The sequence below is a fragment of the Streptomyces sp. NBC_00873 genome (assembly GCF_045207415.1).
In the GTDB taxonomy this organism is placed as follows: Bacteria; Actinomycetota; Actinomycetes; order Streptomycetales; family Streptomycetaceae; genus Streptomyces.
This window is the reverse complement of sequence record NZ_CP108803.1, coordinates 3510853-3531097: the sequence shown is the minus strand read 5'-3', so window position 1 is coordinate 3531097 and position 20245 is coordinate 3510853. Positions and strand designations below refer to the sequence as shown.

Sequence of the window (20245 nt, the reverse complement as noted above, 5' to 3'; positions counted from 1 at the left end):
CACGTCACGGGCGGGTCATACGCAACACGTCGAGTGCCTCGTCGAGCTGATCCACCGTGAGATCGCCGCGCTCCACATACCCCGAGTCCAGCACCACTTCGCGGATCGTCCGCCGCTCGGCGAGCGCCTTCTTGGCGACCTTCGCCGCCTCCTCGTAGCCGATGTACTTGTTCAGCGGCGTGACGACGGAGGGCGAGGACTCCGCGTACTCCCTGGCCCGCTCAACGTCGGCGGTGATGCCGTCGACGGTGCGGTCCGCCAGCAGCCGGGAGACGTTGGACAGCAGCCGGACGGACTCCAGCAGATTCTTCGCGATGACCGGAAGCATGACATTCAGTTCGAAATTGCCCGCCGCGCCCGCGACGGCGACCGTCGCGTCGTTCCCCATCACCTGGGCCGCCACCATCAGAACGGCTTCAGGAATGACTGGATTCACCTTCCCCGGCATGATCGACGAGCCCGGCTGGAGGTCGGGAAGGCTGATCTCGGCCAATCCGGTGCGCGGCCCGGAGGCCATCCAGCGCAGATCGTTGCAGATCTTGGTGAGCGAGACGGCGATCGTACGGAGCTGGCCGGACGTCTCGACGAGCCCGTCCCGCGCGCCCTGCGCCTCGAAGTGGTCGCGGGCCTCGGTGAACGGCAGTCCGGTGACACGGGCGACCTCGGCGATCACGGCGGCGGAGAAGCCGGGCGGGGTGTTGATGCCGGTGCCGACGGCCGTGCCGCCCAGCGGCAGCTCGGCGAGGCGCGGCAGTGATGCGTACAGCCGCTCGATGCCGTACCGGATCTGCGCCGCGTAGCCGCCGAACTCCTGACCCAGCGTCACCGGCGTGGCGTCCATCAGATGGGTACGTCCCGACTTCACGACCGCCGCGAACTCGACGGACTTGCGCTCCAGGGCGGCCGCCAGATGATCCAGCGCCGGGATCAGCTCGCCGGTGACGGCCGCGGTCGCGGCGATGTGGATGGAGGACGGGAAGACGTCGTTGGACGACTGCGAGGCGTTGACGTGGTCGTTGGGGTGGACGTCGCGGCCGAGGCGTTCGGTGGCGAGGGTGGCCACGACCTCATTGGTGTTCATGTTGGAGGACGTGCCGGACCCGGTCTGGAAGACATCGATGGGGAAGTGTGCGTCCCAGCGGCCCTCGGCAACCTCGGCGGCCGCGTCCTGGATCGCGGCGGCGATGTCCGGGTCGAGCACCTCCAGCTCGGCGTTGACCTTCGCCGCGGCTGCCTTGATCCGGGCCAGGGCCTCGATGTGCGCCCGCTCCAGACGCTGGCCGGAGATCGGGAAGTTCTGCACGGCGCGCTGCGTCTGGGCCCGCCACCGGGCATCCGCGGGGACCTTCACCTCGCCCATCGAGTCGTGCTCGATGCGGTACTTCTCTCCGGCTGTGCCGCTGTTCGCCGGGACCTGTGCGTCGTCCATGGGGTTCAACCTCCTGAAAAAGTTGAGCACTTGTCTTGTTCTGTGTATTCCCAAGTCGCCTACCGACCAGTAAATACCGGGGGTAACCACAACCAGGGGAGGCGCAATGAGGCGCACCAGGCACAGACTTCGCTGTACGGTCGCGGCTGCCGCGGCCATGGCGGCGGCGTTCGGCGGCATGGCCGCTGCCGCCGGACCGGCAGGCGCGGCAGGCCGGTCCGGTACCACCACTACCGCATCGACCCCCCTCTCGCCCGAGCTGGAGGCCATCCGCGCCGCCGAAGCCACCCAGCTGTACGGGAGCCCGGCCGAGCGCCCGCTCGCCGACCGCAGGACCGGACTGATCTCGCTCGGCGACAGCGAGATTTCCGGCGAGGGCGTCGGGACGTACGAGGCGGGGACGAACGGTCCCGACAACTGGTGCCACCGCTCACCCGACTCCGCGATCCACCGCACCGGGATCCCGGCCGACGTCACGTACAACGTCTCCTGCTCCGGCGCGTACACCGGCAACATCGTCATCGGCGGCTCGAAGCAGTACGCCGACGAGCTCGTGCAGAGCGACAACCTCGCCATCAAGGCGCGCAACACCCGCATCAAGATGATCGTGCTCGTGGCCGGCGCCAACGACGACCTCCAGTTCGGCCCGGTCATGACGGACTGCGTCGAACGCTGGGTCCTCCTCCAGGGCACCTGCCGGCCGAAGTACGAGGGCGGCTGGCAGGCCCGTGTCGACGGGCTCGTCCCCAAGGTCGAGAAGACCGTCCGCGACCTGAGGACCGTCATGTCCGACGCCGGCTACACGAGCAGCGACTACAAGCTCGTGGTCATGGGCTATCCGAGCCCGATCGGCCCGGACTTCTACGACAACCCGAACTTCCCCGGCAAGCTTCCCGGCGGCTGCGCCGGATACGACTCCGATGCCGCCTGGGGCCGTAACGTCGCCGTCCCCGCCTTCGAGCGCGGGATGCGGCAGGCCGCCGCCGACACCGGCGCCGTCTACCTCGACAACTCCCGTCTCTTCCACGGCCATGAGGTCTGCAGCGAGTCCACCTGGGCCCGTGGTCTCTACATCGACCTCTCGCACTTCCCGCCGGACTCCAACTCCGTCCGGCAGTCCTTCCACCCCAACGCGCGCGGGCACGCGGCCTTCGCATCGTGCTTGACCCAGATCTACAACTCCGGCCTTCGCGAGGCGAGCTGCGCCGACCCGGCCGGCACCGGAAAGCCGGTCCTGGAGCCGGCCGCCTGGGACTCGCTCTTCAAGCCACTCAAGAACGAGGCCACCGGCACCTGTGTGGACGTCCCCGCCTCGGTGACCCGTAACAACACCCCGATCGGCGGCTGGGACTGCCACGGCGGCCGCAACCAGGGCTGGTGGTACGACACCGCCGACAAGAGCATCCACACGGAGCTGAGCCACGACCGGTGCCTCGATGTGCCGGGCGCCGACTACAGGGCGGGTGCCACGGTCATCCTGTGGAACTGCTCGGGCGCGGCCAACCAGCAGTTCGTCAGGCAGTCGGGCACCGTGCGCCCGGCGGCGTCCACCGGCCTGTGTCTGACGCTGGCGGCGGCCAGGGACCCGCTGAAGCTGCAGGCGTGCGACGGGACGGCGAAGCAGCGCTTCGCGTAACGGCCGAAGGGGCAGGGCGGCCGCCAGGGTCTTTCGAGAGGCCCCGGGTGCGGTCGCCCTGCCCCGCTGCGCTCACCGGCTCGCGGTCTCGCTCACGAACGCTCCCAGTACGGCGGCCAGATACCCCGGATCGTCCGCCCCGCACAGCTCGCGCGCCGAATGCATGGAGAGCCCCGGCACCCCCACGTCGACCGTCGGGACACCCAGCCGGGCCGCGGTGAGCGGGCCGATCGACGTGCCGCACGGCATCGTGTTGTGGGAGACGAAATGCTGCCACGGTGCGCCGGCCCGCTCGCACGCCGACGCGAACACCGCCATGCCGGTGCTGTCGGTGGCGTACCGCTGATTGACGTTGACCTTGATCGCCGGTCCGCCGTTGGGCAGCGGGTGGTGATCCGGGTCGTGCCGTTCCGCGTAGTTGGGGTGGACCGCGTGCGACATGTCGGCGGAGACGCAGAAGGTACCCGACAAGGCGCGCGACCAGTCCTCGGAGCTGCCGCCGCGCGCGGTGACCGAGCGGCTGAGGAGCCGCTCCAGCAGCGGGCTCTGCGCACCCGTCTCGGAGCCGCTGCCGACCTCCTCGTGGTCGAAGGCAGCCAGGACGGGGATGTACGCGGGCGGCTCGGCGGCCGTCGCCGCGTCGGCCAGGGCGGTGACGCCCGCGTGCACCGACACCAGGTTGTCCAGCCGCGAGGAGACCACGAACTCCTGGTCCACGCCCAGATATCCGGGCGGCTGGACGTCGTGCAGCATCAGGTCCCAGCCCAGCACCTCGGCCGGGTCCACCTCGGCCGCCGCCGCCACCCGGCGCACCAGCGCTCCGTCCTCGGGTGCGCCGAGCGACCACAGCGGGGCGACATGACGCTGCCGGTCGAGCGCCAGACCGTCATTGACCGTACGGTCCAGATGGATCGCCAGCTGAGGTACGCGCAGCATCGGTTCGTCGATCCGGACGAGCCGCGACGTGGTCGCGCCACCGGGGCCGCGCAGCGCGAGCCGCCCGGATATCCCGAGGTCCCGGTCGAGCCAGGTGTTGAGCGGGACTCCGCCGTAGATCTCCACGGCGATCTGGCGCCAGCCCGCCGAGCCGGTGTCGGGGGTGGGCTTGACCCGCAGATTCGGTGAGTCGGTGTGCGAACCGATGATCCGGAACGGCGTGTGGGCGGGGAGGCCCTCGGGGACGTACCAGGCGATCAGTGCGCCGCCGCGGGTGACGAAGCTGCCGCCGGTCGTGCCCGTCCAGTCGGCCGTGCCGTGCAGCTCACGGAAGCCGGCCTTCTCCAGGCGCTGGGCGGCCTCGGCCACCGCGTGGTACGGGGACGGGGCGGCGCCGATGAAGGCGAGCAGGTCGTCGGAGTGGCTGCGGCGGCTGGCGTGGCTGAGATGGGGGGCCGGCGTCATACGGCGTCCACCTTTCCGGTGTTCGGTATCGGGAGCGAGGGGGGTGGAGCGGGTGGCATGCGGCTGGAGGCGCGGCCGACGGCGCAGACAATCGGCGCAGTGCCCCGGGAACGTCCGCCAACCCTTCGCACGGTCCCGGCGCGGCGCAAGCCCGATCCGCTGCTCCCTGCGTGAAAGCGGCGGTGCGGGATCGTCGCGTTCGAGGCCCCGTCACAGTGGTCGCTGGGAGGAGGTCACAGCGGCACCGGGTCCAGGGCGCAGTCCTCGCCCGCTCCGGTACGGTCCGCGGCTCCCGCAGGTGGTCTCAAGATTGGCTGAATCCCGTCCCTCTGCGCAGCCGCGCCACCCGGAGCACGAACACCAGCGCGACGAGGATCGCTGCCCCGTGGGACCACCCGACGACGGTCAGCGGGGTGTAGCGGTCAAGTGCTGCCGCGACAAGGATCATTCCGACACCGAAACCGAGATTCTCGAACGTCGCGGAGAGCCCGAAGGCGTGACCGCGCGGGCCGGCCGCGAGTGTCTGCAGATGCGAGGTGTAGGAGACCTCCGTGAGCCCGTCCGCCGCGCCCGCGATCAGCGCGATCACAGCCGTCGCGAGGAGCGGGAACCCCGCGAACGCGAGGATGAAGGCCCCGGACATCACGATCGTGCCGTAACCGAAGCCCAGCGTGCCCACCGACCGGCCGGTGCGCTTCGCGTACCGCTGGATCACCTGCTGCGCGAGGACGTTCCCCGTCGCCCACAGACACCAGAAGGAGCTGACGAACACTGCGGGGTGCGAGGGGTCGAGGCCGGCGGAGTGGACCGGCAGTCCCGCGTTGTGGGACGAGGATCCGAAGGCGTCCACGCCGCGCAGCGCCACCATCAGACCGAGACCGGGCGCGGCGGCCAGCGCGGCGAACGCGCCGGGCTTCCTCGACCGCCGCCCCGTCCGCTCCGCGGCCTCGCCCGTCCTTCCCCCGCCCGCGACCGGCAGCAGCGCCACCGTCACGGTACACAGCACGAACGTGACCATGTCCACCACGAACGCGGTCGTGTACCCGACCAGCGACACCACCACACCCGCCGAGGCGAAACCGGCCACCATCGCCAGTGAACGCCCCGTGATGGAGAGGGAGTTCGCCCATCCGAGCCGCTCCTCGCCCACCATCTCCGGAATGGAGCTGCGCAGCGCCACCATGAACAGCGTCCCGCAGGCACCGATCACCACGGAGACGACCACCAGCGCCGCTGTCCGCAGCCCGTCCGGCGCGAGGATCAGCAACAGCATCACCGCCGCCTGCGCCGCGTTCGTCCAGAGCATGACGGTCTTGGCCGTCAAGCGCGCGAGCAGCCTGCCGGCCGTCAGACCGGCGACGAAGCCGGCACCCAGCCGCACCGCCATGAACAGCCCCATGGCGATCGCCCGGCCCGTCGTCTCGTAGACGAACAGATTGAGCGCCACCATGTTCAGGAACGTGCCGTACGAGGAGACGGCGTATCCGGCGACCAGGAAGCGATAATGCCGTTCGCCGCGGGCCGAGTTGTCCGGCCGGTCGGCCGAACGGCCGGGGCAGTGGTCGGTGCGGAGCGTCACCCCGCACATAGTGGTCGAGTCACTGCGAACCCGGATGTCGCCCCGTTCGCACGAATGTAATCTGCATACTTGTGAAGGACGATCATTCCAGCACAGGCGCATGTGATTGCCGCGAATCGTCGTCGGACCGCCCCTGCGTCACCGCCCTGACGGCCTACCGGCGCGCCCTGATGGAAGGAAGCCTTCCGGAAACCGGGGCACCTGCGTGTCTGCGCGCCCTGCAGCTGGTGGTGGCGGACCGCGAAGCGCCGGGCTTCCTGATCCCCGTACCGCCGGAGACGGCGTCCTTCGCCGCGCTCGGGCCCATCGAGGAGGCGATCGTCCGGCAGCGCCGGACCCTGCGCGCCACCCGCGCCGCCCTCGCCGCCTTCGAGGGGCCGTACTCGGATGTGCACCGGACGGAACAACCCACCCTCACCCGGCTCACCGGAAGAACCGTCATCAACAAGGCGCTCGACGCCGCCGTCGGGAGCTGCCGGGACGAGCTGCTCACCGCGCAGCCCGGCGGCGGACGCCCCGCGCACGTCCTGAGCGAGGCGCTGCCGCGCGATCTGGCGATGCTGCGGCGAGGCGTGCGACAGCGGACGATCTACCAGCACACCGCCCGTACGCACCGTGCGACGCTCTCGTACATCGAGCAGGTCACGTCGGCCGGCGCCGAAGTGCGGACGCTTGCCGAGGTCGTCGACCGGGTCATCGTCTGCGACCGCGACGTCGCATTCGTCCCGGTCCACGAGGAGCCGCACACAGCCCTGCGGGTCCAGCATCCGGCCCTGATCGCTCTGCTGGTCCGGCACTTCGACCACGCCTGGTCCCGCTCCGTCCCGATCCGCCCGGAGGACGCACCACAGCGCTCCCCGGCCATCACGTCCGACCTCCAGCGCACCATTCTGCTGGCGGTGGTCGGCGGCGAGACGGACGCGTCGATCGCCCGCAGGCTCGGCATGAGCCGCCGCAGCGTCGCCGAGCACATGCGGAAGGTCTCGGAACAACTGGGCAGCAACAGCCGCGCCCAACTGGGCTACCTGCTCGCCACGTCAGGACTGCTCGACACCTGAACGAAGAGGCGCGGCCGCGCGGCGGTCAGGCGCCGACTCCGTCACGGACGCGCCGCGAGGGCGCCCCGGCCGAAACCGTGACGCCCCCGAAGCGGGCCGAGTCCTGCCGGTCAGGCGAGACGGGGACCGCGCACCGGAATGCTGGTGAACGTCGGCGCCGGAGCGGGCTCGGTGAAGAAGTCGTTGCCCTTGTCGTCGACGACGACGAACGCCGGGAAGTCCTCGACCTCGATCTTCCAGACCGCCTCCATGCCGAGCTCCTCGTACTCGACGACCTCGACCTTCTTGATGCAGTCCTGGGCGAGGCGCGCCGCCGGGCCGCCGATCGAGCCGAGGTAGAAGCCGCCGTGCGCATCACACGCGTCGGTGACCTGCTTGGACCGGTTGCCCTTGGCGAGCATCACCTTGGATCCGCCCGCCGCCTGGAACTGTGCGACATAGCTGTCCATTCGCCCGGCCGTCGTCGGGCCGAAGGAACCCGAGGCGTACCCTTCGGGCGTCTTCGCCGGACCCGCGTAGTACACCGGGTGGTCCTTCAGGTACTGCGGCATCTCCTCGCCCGCGTCCAGCCGCTCCTTGATCTTGGCGTGCGCGATGTCGCGCGCCACGACCAGCGGGCCGGTCAGCGAAAGGCGGGTCTTGACCGGGTACTTGGTCAGCTCGGCGAGGATGTCGTCCATCGGCCGGTTCAGGTCGATCCTGACGACGTCACCCGCCTCGTCCAGGTGCTCGTCCGTGGTGTCCGGCAGGAAGCGCGCCGGGTCCTTCTCCAGCTGCTCCAGGAACACACCCTCGGCGGTGATCTTCGCGGTGGCCTGACGGTCCGCGGAGCAGGACACGGCGATCGCGACGGGCAGCGAGGCACCGTGCCGGGGCAGCCGCACCACGCGCACGTCGTGGCAGAAGTACTTGCCGCCGAACTGCGCACCGATCCCGATCTTCTGCGTCAGCTCGAAGACCTTCTCCTCCAGCTCCTTGTCCCGGAAGCCGTGACCCGTCCGGGAGCCCTCGGCCGGCAGTTCGTCCAGGTAATGGGCGGAGGCGTACTTCGCGGTCTTCAGCGCGAACTCGGCCGACGTGCCGCCGACAACGATCGCCAGGTGGTACGGCGGGCAGGCCGCGGTTCCCAGCGAACGGATCTTCTCCTCCAGGAACTTCATCATGGAGGCCTCGTTCAGGACGGCCTTCGTCTCCTGGAAGAGGAACGACTTGTTGGCCGAGCCGCCGCCCTTCGCCATGAAGAGGAACTTGTAGGCGCCGCCGTCGGTGGCGTACAGCTCGATCTGGGCCGGGAGGTTCGAGCCGGTGTTCTTCTCCTCCCACATGGTGAGCGGAGCCATCTGCGAGTAGCGCAGGTTGAGCTTGGTGTACGCGTCGAAGATGCCGCGCGAGAGCGCCTCTTCGTCACCACCCGAAGTCAGCACGTTCTGCCCGCGCTTGCCCATGACGATCGCGGTGCCGGTGTCCTGGCACATGGGGAGGACGCCCGCGGCGGCGATGTTGGCGTTCTTCAGTAGGTCGAGCGCCACGAACTTGTCGTTGGACGACGCCTCGGGGTCGTCGACGATCCGCCGCAGCTGTGCCAGGTGAGCGGGGCGCAGGTAGTGCGAGATGTCGTGCATCGCCTCGGCGGCCAGGGTGCGCAGCGCCTCCGGCTCGACCTTGAGGAACGTACGGCCGTCGGCCTCGAAGGTCGAGACGCCCTCGGCGGTCACCAGCCGGTACGGCGTGGTGTCCTCTCCCAGAGGGAGCAGATCGGAGTACGCAAACTCTGGCATTACGGCCATTCCTCACTCGGCGACAGTGGCTGGCCTCCCTTGGACAGCGCACCCACCAGGGTAGAACGCCGCAAGGGTGCCGAAGCTGTGAGGTAAGGCTCAGTCGAACGCGCGCGGCCGCCCGGGGCGCGGCGGGCGCGACTCCCCGATCGGCCCGCCGCGTGTCCCGGGGCCGCCCTTTCGGATCCTGCCGGGCCCGCGGGGTCCGGCGCGTACATCTGCGGCGTTGTCGTCACTCCGCGGCTGGCCGTTCCCTGATCCGGCCTGATCGGACGGAGAGGCACTAGTCGCGATCTATCGCGTTTGGGTACGCTTGGTCGGTGGACCTCGAAAAGCACCCCCAGCAGCCCGCCGCCCCGGCGCAAACCGCGCCCGCGGGCATCCGTGCCTCCGACGCGGACCGCGACCGGATCGCGGACATCCTGCGCGATGCCATGGCCGAGGGCCGACTGACCGCCGAGGAGCATGCCGAGCGGGTCGACGCGGTCTACCGGGCCAAGACCGTCGGTGAACTCGAACCGCTGGTACGGGATCTGCCGACCCCCGGCGCCGCCGCCCTGCCTTCGTCCGCCGCTCCGTACGCGTACGGCCCCGAGGCCCCCACCGGCCCGGCCGACAACCTGGTGGCGATCTTCAGCAGCTCCACCCGCAAGGGCCGTTGGCGCGTCGGCGGCCGTACGAACGCCTTCTCGCTCTTCGGCAGCGTGGAGATCGATCTGACCGAGGCGCTTTTCGGTCAGAGACTCACTGTCATCAACGCGACATCCATCTTCGGAAGTGTCGAGATCAAGGTCCCGGAGAACATCTCGCTGCGCGGCAGCGGGACGGGCGTCTTCGGTAATTTCGAAGTGGTCACACTGGAATCCGCAGACCCTGAAGCACCTGTGGTCGTCGTCAACGGCTATTCGGTCTTCGGTAACGTCGAGGCGAAGCCGAAGCGCGGGAAACTGATTACGGATCTCCACAGCAAGCTGCGCAAACACCTCGGCCACTGAACCACGGCAAGCCGTGCCGGTCCGCACCGTGTCCAATCAGGCCAATTTTCCGATCGACCACAATTTCGCCGCCCGGAACTCGGTGCCACTCAGTGCATAGGCGCACGCACAGCGGGTAGGGACTGCTGCATCGTCTCTCGCTCGCGAAGCTGTCGTCAGGAGTAGACCGTGCTGCAACTGCCGCATCAGCCCCTGCAGGTCGCCGCCGTCCCCACCCAGCGCACCCCTGCTCGGGAGGACGAGACCGGCCCCTGGCACTCGGAGGCGGTGTGCCGCCGGGACGAAGCCGGGCTGTTCTTCGCCCCGTCGAAGGAGCCGACTGCTGCCCGACTGTCACGAGAGGAGTCCGCGAAGCGGGTCTGCGGGCGCTGTCCGGTGATGATCGAGTGCCGGGAACACGCCTTGGTGCAGCCCGAACCGTACGGAGTGTGGGGCGGCCTCACCGCCGCCGAACGCCGTGTGGTGCTCGCCCGCCGCAGGCGGCGCGAGATGGAGCTCAAGGCCGCTGCTCCGGCCGACCACATCGCCGCAGCCGGCTGACCGGAGCGGACCTGACCGGAGCGGACCGAAGGGGGCCTCGCGGGACGCGAGGCCCGGCTCCACCGGGACGGGAGGACGGCTCCCGGACGCGACGAGCCACCCCTCACCCGCCGTCGACGCGGAGAGGCGCCCCCACCGCACATGGGGGCGCCTCTTCACGTTCTCCCGGCCGGGTGAGGCCCCCTCACGCGTGCCTCGCGCGGTCTACTCCGCGCGGTCGAAGTCGATCGCGCTGTAGGCGCGCAGCTTCGACAGCCGGTGGGTCGAGTCGATCTTCCGGATCGTGCCGGACTTGGACCGCATCACGATCGACTCGGTGGTCGCCGTCTCGCTGCGGTACCGCACGCCGCGCATCAGCTCACCGTCCGTGATGCCGGTCGCGACGAAGAACACGTTGTCGCCGCTGACCAGGTCGTCCGTGGACAGCACCCGGTCCAGGTCGTGCCCGGCGTCCAGCGCGCGCTGCCGCTCGGCCTCGTCCTTCGGCCAGAGCTTGCCCTGGATGACACCGCCGAGGCACTTTATGGCGCACGCCGAGATGATGCCCTCGGGGGTGCCGCCGATGCCCATCAGCAGATCGACGCCGGTGCCCTCGCGGGCGGCCATGATCGAGCCGGCGACATCGCCGTCGGTGATGAACTTGATGCGGGCGCCGGTCTCCCGGATCTCCTTGACGATGCCCTCGTGGCGCGGGCGGTCCAGGATGACGACGGTGACGTCCTCGGGGGCGGAGTTCTTCGCCTTCGCGACCCGGCGGATGTTCACCGAGACGGGCGCATTGATGTCGACGAAGTCGGCGGCCTCGGGGCCCGTGACCAGCTTGTCCATGTAGAAGACCGCGGACGGGTCGAACATGGCGCCGCGGTCGGCGGCGGCCAGCACGGCGATCGCGTTCGGCATGCCCTTGGCGTTCAGGGTCGTACCGTCGATCGGGTCCACGGCGATGTCGACCTCGGGGCCGGTGCCGTCACCGACCCGCTCGCCGTTGAACAGCATGGGGGCTTCGTCCTTCTCGCCCTCACCGATGACGACGACGCCGTTCATCGAGACGGTCGAGACGAGGGTGCGCATGGCCTTCACGGCGGCGCCGTCGGCGCCGATCTTGTCGCCGCGGCCGACCCAGCGCCCGGCAGCCATGGCGGCGGCCTCGGTGACCCGGACCAGCTCCAGGGCCAGGTTGCGGTCGGGGGCCTCCGGGGAGACCTCTAGCTGGGACGGCAGATGATGCTCGGACATCGGAGCGCCCTTTCTGTACGACGACGACCGGAAGAGGGTGCTCTGAACTCTATCGCCAGGTCGATAAAATGAGCAGGCCGGGTCACTTATGAGCGGCAGGATGGGGCGGGTGCCCCGTTCTCCTGCCCCTCGGTCGGCCCCGTCGGGCCTGATGCGACCATGGACCCGTGGCAAGCAAGCGAGGCAAGCAGACAGCGCGGGACATGATCCTGTCGATGGCCGTGATCTCCGCCGTCGCGGGGGTCGTTTACATTTTCGTCCCGCACGACGACAAGGCCAACCCGGTCAAGGCGGTCGACTACCGCGTGGAGCTCGTGACGGCCAGGCGCGCGGCCCCGTACCCGGTCGCTGCTCCGGCCGGGCTGTCCAAGGACTGGAAGCCGACCTCGGTCAATTACGACCGCGAGGCGGGCAACGGCTGGCACCTGGGCTTCCTCGACCCGGACGGCAAGTACGTCGCGGTGGAGCAGTCGACGGCCCCGGCGAAGAAGTACGTGTCCGAGGTCAGCCAGGACGCGCGGAACACCGGGCGCACGCAGCAGGTCGCCGGTGCGACGTGGCAGCACTGGGAGGGCCCGAAGTACGACGCCCTCGTGCGCCACGACAAGGGCGCGACCACGGTCGTCACCGGCTCGGCGTCGACGGAGCGGCTGGCGGAGATGGCCGCCGCGCTCAGGACGTCCTGAGCCGCGAGCCGGACGGCCTCGCATACGGGCGTACGGAGAAGGGTCCCGGAGCACGTGCTCCGGGACCCTTCTCCGTACGGCTGGAATGCCTCAGACGGTCGTGATGACCTCGTTGTAGGCGAGACGCGGCAGACGCGGGAACCAGGCGTCCTCGCCCGGCTTGCCGATGTTGACGACCATCAGCAGGCTGTGGTCGCCGTCCAGGAACTCCTTCTCGATGCCCGCGGCGTCGAGGCCGGTCATCGGGCCGGCGGCCAGGCCGGCGGCGCGGACGCCGATGATGAAGTACGCGGCCTGCAGGGCGGCGTTCAGCGCGGCGGACGACTCGCGGACCGGGCGCTCGGAGAAGAACGCGTCCTTGGCCTGCGGGAAGTGCGGCATCAGGGCCGGGAGCTCTTCGTGGAACTCGTTGTCGGCGGCCAGGATCGCGACCAGCGGAGCGGTGGAGGTCTTCGGCTGGTTGCCCTCGGCCATGTGCTTCACGAGGCGCGCGCGGGCGTCGTCGGAGCGGACCAGGACGACGCGCAGCGGCGACTGGTTGAAGGCGGTCGGGCCGTACTTGACCAGGTCGTAGATCGCCTGGACCTGCTCGTCGGAGACCGGCTCGTCGGTGAAGGTGTTGGCGGTGCGGGCCTCGCGGAAGAGGAGGTTCTGGGCAGCGGGGTCAAGAGCGAGGGACATCTTGCGGATTACCTTCCGGACGAATACGGATCAAGCGATACGGCGACCGTAAGCGATAGGTAGGTTAACTTTCAACTAAAACCTGACCTGAGTGATCCACTCCACAAACGTGTGCGAAGTGCGCCCGGCCGCCCTGACTTCTGACGAGGCGCACAACCACCGGGCGCGCCGGATCTATTCCGGGACCGGGCTCAGCTCAGCCCGCGTCGCCCTGCCGGTCCGGCTGCTCCTTCCCGGGCTGGGCGAGCGCCTCGTCCAGCCGGGCCCGGGCGCCCTGCAGCCAGTGCCGGCACACCTTGGCCAGCTCCTCGCCGCGCTCCCACAGCGCGAGCGACTCCTCCAGCGTCGTGCCGCCCGCCTCCAGGCGCCGCACGACCTCGATCAGCTCGTCCCGCGCCTGCTCGTACCCGAGCGTGTCCGTGGCGGCAGGTGCCGTTGTCGCGTCGTCCGTCATGTGATCCACCCTATGTGTGAGGTACGACAACCAGGTCCGAGCCAAAACGGCGGGGCGGCGCGTACGTCATTCGGCCACCCGCACGGTGAACTCGCCCTCGGACACCCGCGCCCGCAGCTCGTCGCCCGGCGCCCCGGCGTCCGCGGGGGAGCGGACCACATGACCGTCCGGCCGCTGCAGCACCGCGTACCCGCGCTCCAGCGTCGCCGCGGGCGACAGTGCGACCACCCGCGCCCGGGTGTGGGCGAGCTCCGAGTCCGCCCGGTCCAGCAGATGGCCCAGCACCCGGCGGCTCCGCCCGATCAGCGCGTCGACCTCCGCCGTACGCTCGTCCACCATCCGCTGCGGCTGCTGCATGGAGGGCCGACCCAGCGCATGGGCCAGTCCCCGCTCCTCCCGGTCGAGCAGCCCCCGTACGGTCCGCAGGGCCCGGTCCCGCAGCTGCTGCACCCGGTCCAGCTCCTCGCCCACGTCCGGCACGACCTTCTTCGCCGCGTCCGTCGGCGTGGACGCCCGCAGATCCGCGACCAGGTCGAGCAGCGGGGAGTCCGGCTCGTGCCCGATCGCGGACACCACCGGCTTGCGGCACTCGGCGACCGTACGGATGAGCTGCTCGTCCGAGAACGGCAGCAGGTCCTCCACACTGCCGCCGCCGCGCGCCACGATGATCACATCGACATCGGGCAGGTCGTCCAGCTCCTTCACCGCCTGGACCACCTGGGTCACCGCGTGCACGCCCTGCACCGCGGTGTTGCGCACCTCGAAACGGACCGCGGGCCAGCGCCGCCGCGCGTTCTCCAGCACGTCGCGCTCGGCCGCCGACGCCCGACCGCAGACCAGACCGATCAGCTGCGGCAGGAACGGCAGCGGCTTCTTCCGGTCCAGGGCGAAGAGCCCCTCCGCGGCCAGGGACTTCTTCAGCTGCTCCAGCCGGACCAGCAGTTCGCCGATGCCGACCGGCCGTATTTCCGTGGCCCGCAGGGACAGCTGGCCGCGGGGTGCGTACCACTCGGGCTTGGCGAGGACGACGACCCGCGCACCCTCCGTCACCACATCCGCGATCCGGTCGAAGACTTGACGGAAGCAGGTCACGCTCACGGAGATGTCGTGCGACGGGTCGCGCAGCGTCAGGAACACCACCCCGGCACCCGGCCGTCGCGACAACTGCGTGATCTGCCCCTCGACCCAGACGGCGCCGAGCCGGTCGATCCATCCCCCGATCAGCCGTGACACCTCGCCGACGGGCAGCGGAGCTTCCGCGGACGTATTGAGAGCCATGCGAGCGAGCGTATCCGCCACCACGGACAACGAGGCAGCCCCACGACACGCGAGAGACCTCTTACGGCCTCCCCCACGACAGGGAGTGGTCTCCCGACGCCCTGCGACTCCGCTTGCGGCGTCGTCGTCGGTCGCCCACGCTCCGCGTCGACTCCGTCCTGCCTTGCCATCGAAGCCGCACGACGCCGCTCGCCGATCCACTCCCTGTCGTGGGGGGAGGCCGTTATACAGCCGGGCGCCTATACAGCCGGGCGCCGCCCGCACTGCAACGCCAGTACCACCATCCCCACCGCCAGCCAGAAGACCCCCACCACCTGCGCGCTCGCCGTCGCCGTCGCGATCACCACGACCAGCACGCCCGCACCCACCACTGGCACCAGCACGTGCCGCCACCAGCTGGGCGGCCCGTTCATCCGGCGTACGGCGAACCAGCCGATCACCGACGCGTGCAGCAGTACGAACGCCGTCAGCGCCCCGATGTCGACCACCGAGACCAGACGGTCGAGGCCATCGGCGCGCCGGGCCGCCCACACCGCCGCCACCAGCGTCACGCCCGCGGCGATCAGGATCGCGGTCCGCGGCACCCCGGACCGCGGGTCGACCCGGGCCAGCAGCGAGGGCAGCCGCCGCTCCCTGGCCATCGCGAACAGCAGCCGCCCCGCCGCCGCCTGCCCGGCCAGCGCCGCGAACGCCGCCCCGATCGCCTTGCTGACCGCCACCAGGTCGTGCAGCCAGGTGCCGACGGCGAAGTCCACCGTGTCGTAGAAGGCGGACCCCTGCCTGGCCGGAGCGGCGGCCAGCTCCGCCGACGTCATCGGTTCCAGCAGGGCCGCCAGATAGCCCTGCGCCACGAACAGCGCCCCCGCGAGCACCAGACAGAACAGCACCGCCCGCGCCACCTTCTCCGAGCCGCCGGTGACCTCCTCCGCGAACGAGGCGATGGCGTCGAAGCCCAGGTACGAGAGCACGGCCACCGATACCGCGCCAAGCACCGCCGTCGTCGAGAAGCCGGAGTCCCCGGTGAGCGGCGTCCACCAGCCGCGTTGCGCCCCGTCCCGCACGAGAACGACCACCGCCGACACCAGGAACACCGCCAGCACCGCGATCTCCATCGCGAGCACCGCGAAGCCGACCCGGGCGGCAGCCCGCACCCCCCACAGGTTGAGCAGCGTGGTGACGACCACCGCGAGCGCCGTCCAGACCCACCGCGACACCGACGGCACCAGCGAGTTCATCGCGATCCCGGAGAAGAGATAGGCGACCGCAGGGATCAGCAGATAGTCCAGCATCGCCATCCACCCGGCGATGAACCCGGGCCCTTCCCCGAGCCCCTTGCGCGCGTACGCGAAGACCGAGCCGGCCAGCGGTACGACCCGCACCATCTGGGCGTAGCTGAAGGCGGTGAACGCCATGACGACAGTCGCCACGACGTACACGAGCGCGACCGCACCGTCCGATTTCGCGTCGAGCGTGCCGAAGATCCCGACGGGCGCCATGGGCGCGATGAACAGCAGCCCGTACACCACCAGATCCCGGAACCCGAGCGTCCGGTGCAGTCCCGCCCTGTCCGTACTGCTGCCGGCCATGAGCCCTCCGTAGATCGCGCGGACACGGTCGCGTACGGGGCGTACGGGGCGTACGTGGCGTACGTCGCGTATGGGCAAGTCTCCCGACCCGGCTGATCCCGCGCCTGTTCGGCACGGCCTTACGATGGGACGCATGACTGCTACGCCCAGCCCGTCACCCGTCACCGACCCGAGTGCGGGCGCCACGCGCCGCGTCCTGCTCGCCGCGCCCCGTGGCTACTGCGCGGGCGTGGACCGTGCCGTGATCGCCGTCGAGAAGGCCCTGGAGCAGTACGGGGCCCCGATCTACGTCCGCCACGAGATCGTGCACAACAAGTACGTCGTGCAGACGCTGGAGAAGAAGGGCGCGATCTTCGTCGACGTCACCGCGGAGGTCCCCGAGGGCTCCATCGTGATGTTCTCCGCGCACGGCGTCGCACCGACCGTCCACGCCGAGGCCGCCGAACGCAAGCTCGCCACGATCGACGCGACGTGCCCGCTGGTCACCAAGGTCCACAAGGAAGCGGTCCGGTTCGCCAAGGAGGACTACGACATCCTCCTGATCGGCCACGAGGGCCACGAGGAAGTCATCGGCACGAGCGGCGAGGCGCCCGACCACATCACCCTGGTCGACGGCCCCGAGGACGTCGCCAACGTCTCCGTGCGCGACGAGTCGAAGGTCGTCTGGCTCTCCCAGACCACGCTCTCGGTCGACGAGACGATGGAAACGGTGGACGCGCTGAAGGAGAAGTTCCCCCAGCTCCTCTCGCCGCCGAGCGACGACATCTGCTACGCCACGCAGAACCGCCAGATCGCGGTGAAGAAGCTGGCCGAGGACGCCGAGCTGGTCATCGTCGTCGGCTCCAAGAACTCCTCGAACTCGATCCGCATGGTCGAGGTCGCCCTCGACGCGGGCGCCCCCGCCGCCCATCTGGTGGACTTCGCGCACGAGATCGACGAGGCCTGGCTGGAGGGCGTCACCACGGTCGGCCTCACCTCCGGCGCCTCCGTCCCCGACGTGCTGGTCGACGGCGTACTGGAGTGGCTGGCCGAGCGTGGCTACGCAGACGTGGAGACGGTGAAGACGGCCGACGAGTCGATCACCTTCTCGCTGCCCAAGGAGCTCCGCAGGGACCTGCGCGCAGAGGCTGAAGCACTCTCCGCGAAGTAACGGCCTCCCCCGCGGGTGCGGGCCCGTGCCCCGGGAAGTGGGGCGCGGTGCGGCGCGGGCCCGTACCGTGGGTCGCATGCAGATCTTCGGCGTGGACATCGGCGGATCCGGGATCAAGGGCGCTCCCGTGGACCTGGACCGCGGAGACCTGGCGCAGGAGCGCCACAAAGTACTGACACCGCAGCCGGCCACGCCCAAGGACGTGGCCGACCGCGTGGCCGAGGTGGTCGGCCACTTCGGCTGGTCGGGACCGGTCGGCATCACCTTCCCGGGCGTAGTCACCAGCGGTGTCACCCGCACAGCGGCCAATGTCGACCAGGGCTGGATCGACACCGACGCCCGCACCCTCCTCAGCAACAAGCTGAGCCTTCCGGTGACCGTCCTCAACGACGCCGACGCGGCAGGAATCGCCGAGATGGCGTTCGGCGCCGGGCGCGGCCGCAAGGGGACCGTGATCATGCTGACGTTCGGTACGGGGATCGGCAGCGCTGTCTTCATCGACGGGCAGCTCGTGCCCAACACCGAGCTCGGCCATCTGGAGCTGAACGGACACGACGCCGAGAAGCACGCCTCCACGAAGGCCAAGGAGGACGAGGAGCTGAGCTGGCACCACTGGGCGCACCGGGTGCAGAGGTACCTGACCCATGTGGAGATGCTGTTCTCGCCCGAGCTCTTCATCATCGGCGGCGGAGTCAGCCGCAGGGCGGACAGGTTCCTGCCGCTGATCGACCACGTGCGGGCCGAGATGATCCCCGCGGAGCTGCAGAACAACGCGGGTATCGTCGGCGCGGCCATGGCCGCGGCACACAGCTGACCGGGGGAGCTAACCCTTCGGACGCCGGGTGGACCGCGCCGCCCGCGCGGCCAGCAGCATCCGCCGCCGGCGCTGCCGCATCAGCCGGACCTTGCGCACGGTGGCGATGAGCCCTGCGACGAGCGTGCCGCCGTACAGCCAGCCGGCATGGACGGCGAGCGCGGTGACGACCGCCATCGTCTGCCCGCCGAAGCCGCCCGTGCCGCCGGAGATCGGAATCACACCGACGGCGAACGCGATCGGCACGCTGATCGGTGCGGTCACCAGATCCGCCGGCCGCACCCACAGTGCGGTCAGCGCGCTGACCGGCAGGAACAGCACCCCGTACACCACCGACGAACCGTCGAACAGCAGCCAGTCGAGGCACGCCAGCGAGAACATGACGGCGGCGGCGAACAATCCGGCACCGATGCCGGTGAGCCGAGGGCTGGGCAGCCGGCGCAGCGCGAGCACGGCGGGCGGCACCGGGCGTGCCCGCGGGCCGGGCGAGCCCACAGTCCGATAGGCGGTGCCGGCCTCGTCGAGGGTGCCCTGCGGGGACAGCGGGGGCTGCTGCGACGACTGCCGGTGCCGAGGGGGACGTGTTCTGGGCTGCTCCACCGGGACAACGTAGGTCGCGAGGCGGCAGGACAGACGCGTTGGACACGCCCTTTGGGTGACCTTGGCGATGAGTTCGATGCCACATGGCCGAACGGGAACCGGATCGCCCCCGGGCCAGATCTGTGATTACCCGCTTGCCCTCGCCCGTAAACTGGAGAATCGGCCCATCCATCCTTACTGCAGGAAGTCGCCAACGTGTCGCTCACGATCGGAATCGTCGGTCTGCCGAATGTCGGCAAGTCGACCCTGTTCAACGCCCTGACCAAGAACGACGTGCTGGCGGCCAACTACCCGTTCGCCACGATCGAGCCGAACGTCGGCGTGGTCGGTGTCCCCGACGCGCGTCTGAACAAGCTCGCGGAGATCTTCAACTCCCAGAAGCTGCTCCCCGCCACCGTCGACTTCGTGGACATCGCCGGCATCGTGCGCGGCGCGAGCGAGGGCGAGGGCCTCGGCAACAAGTTCCTCGCGAACATCCGCGAGTCCGACGCGATCTGCCAGGTCATCCGTGCCTTCAAGGACGAGAACGTCGTCCACGTCGACGGCAAGGTCTCGCCCAAGGACGACATCGAGACAATCCACACCGAGCTGATCCTCGCCGACCTCCAGTCCGTCGAGAAGGCCGTCCCGCGCCTCACCAAGGAGTCCCGCCTCCAGAAGGAGAAGGTCGCGGTCCTCGCCGCGGTCGAGGAGGCCCAGAAGATCCTGGAGTCCGGCCAGACCCTCTTCCACGCGGGCATCACGGCAGGCACCGAGAAGGGCAAGCTCCTCCACGAGCTGCACCTCCTCACCACCAAGCCCTTCCTCTACGTCTTCAACGTCGACGAGGACGAGCTGGTCGACGAGGACTTCAAGAACGAACAGCGCGCCCTGGTCGCCCCCGCCGAGGCGATCTTCCTCAACGCCAAGATCGAGTCCGAGCTCATCGAACTCGACGACGACGAGGCCCTCGAACTCCTCCAGTCCATGGGCCAGGACGAGCCCGGCCTGGCCACCCTCGGCCGCGTCGGCTTCGACACCCTGGGCCTCCAGACCTACCTCACGGCAGGTCCCAAGGAAGCCCGCGCCTGGACGATCAAGAAGGGTGCCACGGCCCCCGAGGCGGCCGGTGTCATCCACACCGACTTCCAGAAGGGCTTCATCAAGGCGGAGATCATCTCCTTCGAGGACCTGGTCGAGACGGGCTCGGTCGCCGAGGCCCGCGCGAAGGGCAAGGCCCGCATGGAGGGCAAGGAGTACGTGATGCAGGACGGCGACGTGGTGGAGTTCCGCTTCAACGTGTGAGCGGATGAAATAACACCACGTTGGTGGTCTGGCAAATGTGCAGGTCAGATGGGGTCGGCT

The 20245-nt window shown here is 69.8% G+C and carries 18 protein-coding genes; 8 read left to right on the top strand and 10 right to left on the bottom strand.

The window, feature by feature from the left end; all coding sequences use genetic code 11:
• Positions 1-4: 4 nt before the first annotated feature.
• Positions 5-1429, bottom strand: coding sequence for a class II fumarate hydratase (locus OH809_RS15815; RefSeq protein WP_406421786.1), 1425 nt, complete (start codon positions 1427-1429; stop codon positions 5-7).
• A gap of 106 nt (positions 1430-1535) precedes the next feature.
• Here OH809_RS15815 and OH809_RS15810 point away from each other — a divergent pair, with 106 nt between their 5' ends.
• The gene (locus OH809_RS15810; RefSeq protein ID WP_406421787.1) at positions 1536-3065 is read left to right on the top strand and encodes a ricin-type beta-trefoil lectin domain protein; all 1530 of its coding nucleotides are present in this window, start codon (positions 1536-1538) and stop codon (positions 3063-3065) included.
• A gap of 72 nt (positions 3066-3137) precedes the next feature.
• On the opposite strand, the gene OH809_RS15805 is transcribed toward OH809_RS15810, so the two are convergent.
• On the bottom strand, positions 3138-4466 hold the full coding sequence (locus OH809_RS15805; RefSeq protein WP_406421788.1) for a M18 family aminopeptidase: 1329 nt from the start codon (positions 4464-4466) through the stop codon (positions 3138-3140).
• Between the two features lie 304 nt (positions 4467-4770).
• Complete coding sequence (locus OH809_RS15800) at positions 4771-5961, bottom strand: MFS transporter (protein ID WP_406516253.1); 1191 nt, start codon at positions 5959-5961, stop codon at positions 4771-4773.
• A gap of 155 nt (positions 5962-6116) precedes the next feature.
• Between OH809_RS15800 and OH809_RS15795 the strand changes: the two genes are divergently transcribed.
• Positions 6117-7103 (top strand): LuxR C-terminal-related transcriptional regulator, encoded by a 987-nt coding sequence (locus OH809_RS15795; RefSeq protein WP_406421789.1) that lies wholly within the window; start codon positions 6117-6119, stop codon positions 7101-7103.
• A 110-nt stretch (positions 7104-7213) separates the two neighbouring features.
• Here OH809_RS15795 and OH809_RS15790 read toward each other — a convergent pair whose 3' ends face one another.
• Positions 7214-8881 carry a fumarate hydratase gene (locus OH809_RS15790; RefSeq protein ID WP_406421790.1) on the bottom strand — a complete coding sequence of 556 codons (1668 nt, stop codon included), beginning with the start codon at positions 8879-8881 and terminating at the stop codon, positions 7214-7216.
• A 320-nt stretch (positions 8882-9201) separates the two neighbouring features.
• Here OH809_RS15790 and OH809_RS15785 point away from each other — a divergent pair, with 320 nt between their 5' ends.
• Positions 9202-9876, top strand: a complete 675-nt coding sequence (locus OH809_RS15785) for a DUF1707 domain-containing protein (protein ID WP_406421791.1) — start codon at positions 9202-9204, stop codon at positions 9874-9876.
• Positions 9877-10044: 168 nt separating this feature from the next.
• Positions 10045-10416: a WhiB family transcriptional regulator gene (locus tag OH809_RS15780; protein WP_406421792.1), complete on the top strand. Its 372-nt coding sequence runs from the start codon at positions 10045-10047 to the stop codon at positions 10414-10416.
• A gap of 204 nt (positions 10417-10620) precedes the next feature.
• On the opposite strand, the gene glpX is transcribed toward OH809_RS15780, so the two are convergent.
• Positions 10621-11652 (bottom strand): class II fructose-bisphosphatase, encoded by a 1032-nt coding sequence (gene glpX, locus OH809_RS15775; protein WP_406421793.1) that lies wholly within the window; start codon positions 11650-11652, stop codon positions 10621-10623.
• 167 nt (positions 11653-11819) lie between these two features.
• Here glpX and OH809_RS15770 point away from each other — a divergent pair, with 167 nt between their 5' ends.
• Positions 11820-12338, top strand: a complete 519-nt coding sequence (locus tag OH809_RS15770; RefSeq protein WP_406421794.1) for a DUF4245 domain-containing protein — start codon at positions 11820-11822, stop codon at positions 12336-12338.
• 90 nt (positions 12339-12428) lie between these two features.
• Here the strand turns inward: OH809_RS15770 and OH809_RS15765 are convergent, their stop codons facing one another.
• The 4 genes from OH809_RS15765 to OH809_RS15750 form a co-directional block, all read right to left on the bottom strand.
• Entirely contained in the window at positions 12429-13019 is a 591-nt protein-coding gene (locus OH809_RS15765) for a malonic semialdehyde reductase (protein WP_406421795.1), read from the bottom strand.
• Positions 13020-13215: 196 nt separating this feature from the next.
• The gene (locus tag OH809_RS15760) at positions 13216-13473 is read right to left on the bottom strand and encodes an exodeoxyribonuclease VII small subunit (RefSeq protein WP_406421796.1); all 258 of its coding nucleotides are present in this window, start codon (positions 13471-13473) and stop codon (positions 13216-13218) included.
• Between the two features lie 66 nt (positions 13474-13539).
• The gene (gene xseA, locus OH809_RS15755; RefSeq protein WP_406421797.1) at positions 13540-14751 is read right to left on the bottom strand and encodes an exodeoxyribonuclease VII large subunit; all 1212 of its coding nucleotides are present in this window, start codon (positions 14749-14751) and stop codon (positions 13540-13542) included.
• Positions 14752-14990: 239 nt separating this feature from the next.
• Positions 14991-16337: an APC family permease gene (locus OH809_RS15750; protein ID WP_406425168.1), complete on the bottom strand. Its 1347-nt coding sequence runs from the start codon at positions 16335-16337 to the stop codon at positions 14991-14993.
• A gap of 124 nt (positions 16338-16461) precedes the next feature.
• On the opposite strand from OH809_RS15750, the gene OH809_RS15745 reads away from it, so the two are divergent.
• Both OH809_RS15745 and ppgK read left to right on the top strand, forming a co-directional pair.
• Positions 16462-17487: a 4-hydroxy-3-methylbut-2-enyl diphosphate reductase gene (locus OH809_RS15745; RefSeq protein WP_406421798.1), complete on the top strand. Its 1026-nt coding sequence runs from the start codon at positions 16462-16464 to the stop codon at positions 17485-17487.
• A gap of 76 nt (positions 17488-17563) precedes the next feature.
• A complete protein-coding gene (gene ppgK, locus OH809_RS15740) occupies positions 17564-18301 on the top strand; it encodes a polyphosphate--glucose phosphotransferase (protein ID WP_406421799.1) in 738 nt (245 codons plus the stop codon).
• A gap of 9 nt (positions 18302-18310) precedes the next feature.
• Here ppgK and OH809_RS15735 read toward each other — a convergent pair whose 3' ends face one another.
• The gene (locus tag OH809_RS15735) at positions 18311-18901 is read right to left on the bottom strand and encodes a DUF6542 domain-containing protein (RefSeq protein WP_406421800.1); all 591 of its coding nucleotides are present in this window, start codon (positions 18899-18901) and stop codon (positions 18311-18313) included.
• 195 nt (positions 18902-19096) lie between these two features.
• Between OH809_RS15735 and ychF the strand changes: the two genes are divergently transcribed.
• Positions 19097-20185, top strand: a complete 1089-nt coding sequence (gene ychF, locus OH809_RS15730; RefSeq protein ID WP_406421801.1) for a redox-regulated ATPase YchF — start codon at positions 19097-19099, stop codon at positions 20183-20185.
• Positions 20186-20245: the final 60 nt, after the last annotated feature.

What these genes read in the sequence shown, in the direction of transcription:
- OH809_RS15760 (WP_406421796.1), bottom strand. Translation starts at nt 13,473, where the DNA reads ATGACGGACGACGCGACAACGGCACCTGCCGCCACGGACACGCTCGGG.
- OH809_RS15790 (WP_406421790.1), bottom strand. Translation starts at nt 8,881, where the DNA reads ATGCCAGAGTTTGCGTACTCCGATCTGCTCCCTCTGGGAGAGGACACC.
- OH809_RS15815 (WP_406421786.1), bottom strand. Translation starts at nt 1,429, where the DNA reads ATGGACGACGCACAGGTCCCGGCGAACAGCGGCACAGCCGGAGAGAAG.
- OH809_RS15810 (WP_406421787.1), top strand. Translation starts at nt 1,536, where the DNA reads ATGAGGCGCACCAGGCACAGACTTCGCTGTACGGTCGCGGCTGCCGCG.
- OH809_RS15765 (WP_406421795.1), bottom strand. Translation starts at nt 13,019, where the DNA reads ATGTCCCTCGCTCTTGACCCCGCTGCCCAGAACCTCCTCTTCCGCGAG.
- OH809_RS15745 (WP_406421798.1), top strand. Translation starts at nt 16,462, where the DNA reads ATGGGACGCATGACTGCTACGCCCAGCCCGTCACCCGTCACCGACCCG.
- OH809_RS15750 (WP_406425168.1), bottom strand. Translation starts at nt 16,337, where the DNA reads ATGGCCGGCAGCAGTACGGACAGGGCGGGACTGCACCGGACGCTCGGG.
- ppgK (WP_406421799.1), top strand. Translation starts at nt 17,564, where the DNA reads ATGCAGATCTTCGGCGTGGACATCGGCGGATCCGGGATCAAGGGCGCT.
- xseA (WP_406421797.1), bottom strand. Translation starts at nt 14,751, where the DNA reads ATGGCTCTCAATACGTCCGCGGAAGCTCCGCTGCCCGTCGGCGAGGTG.
- OH809_RS15805 (WP_406421788.1), bottom strand. Translation starts at nt 4,466, where the DNA reads ATGACGCCGGCCCCCCATCTCAGCCACGCCAGCCGCCGCAGCCACTCC.
- glpX (WP_406421793.1), bottom strand. Translation starts at nt 11,652, where the DNA reads ATGTCCGAGCATCATCTGCCGTCCCAGCTAGAGGTCTCCCCGGAGGCC.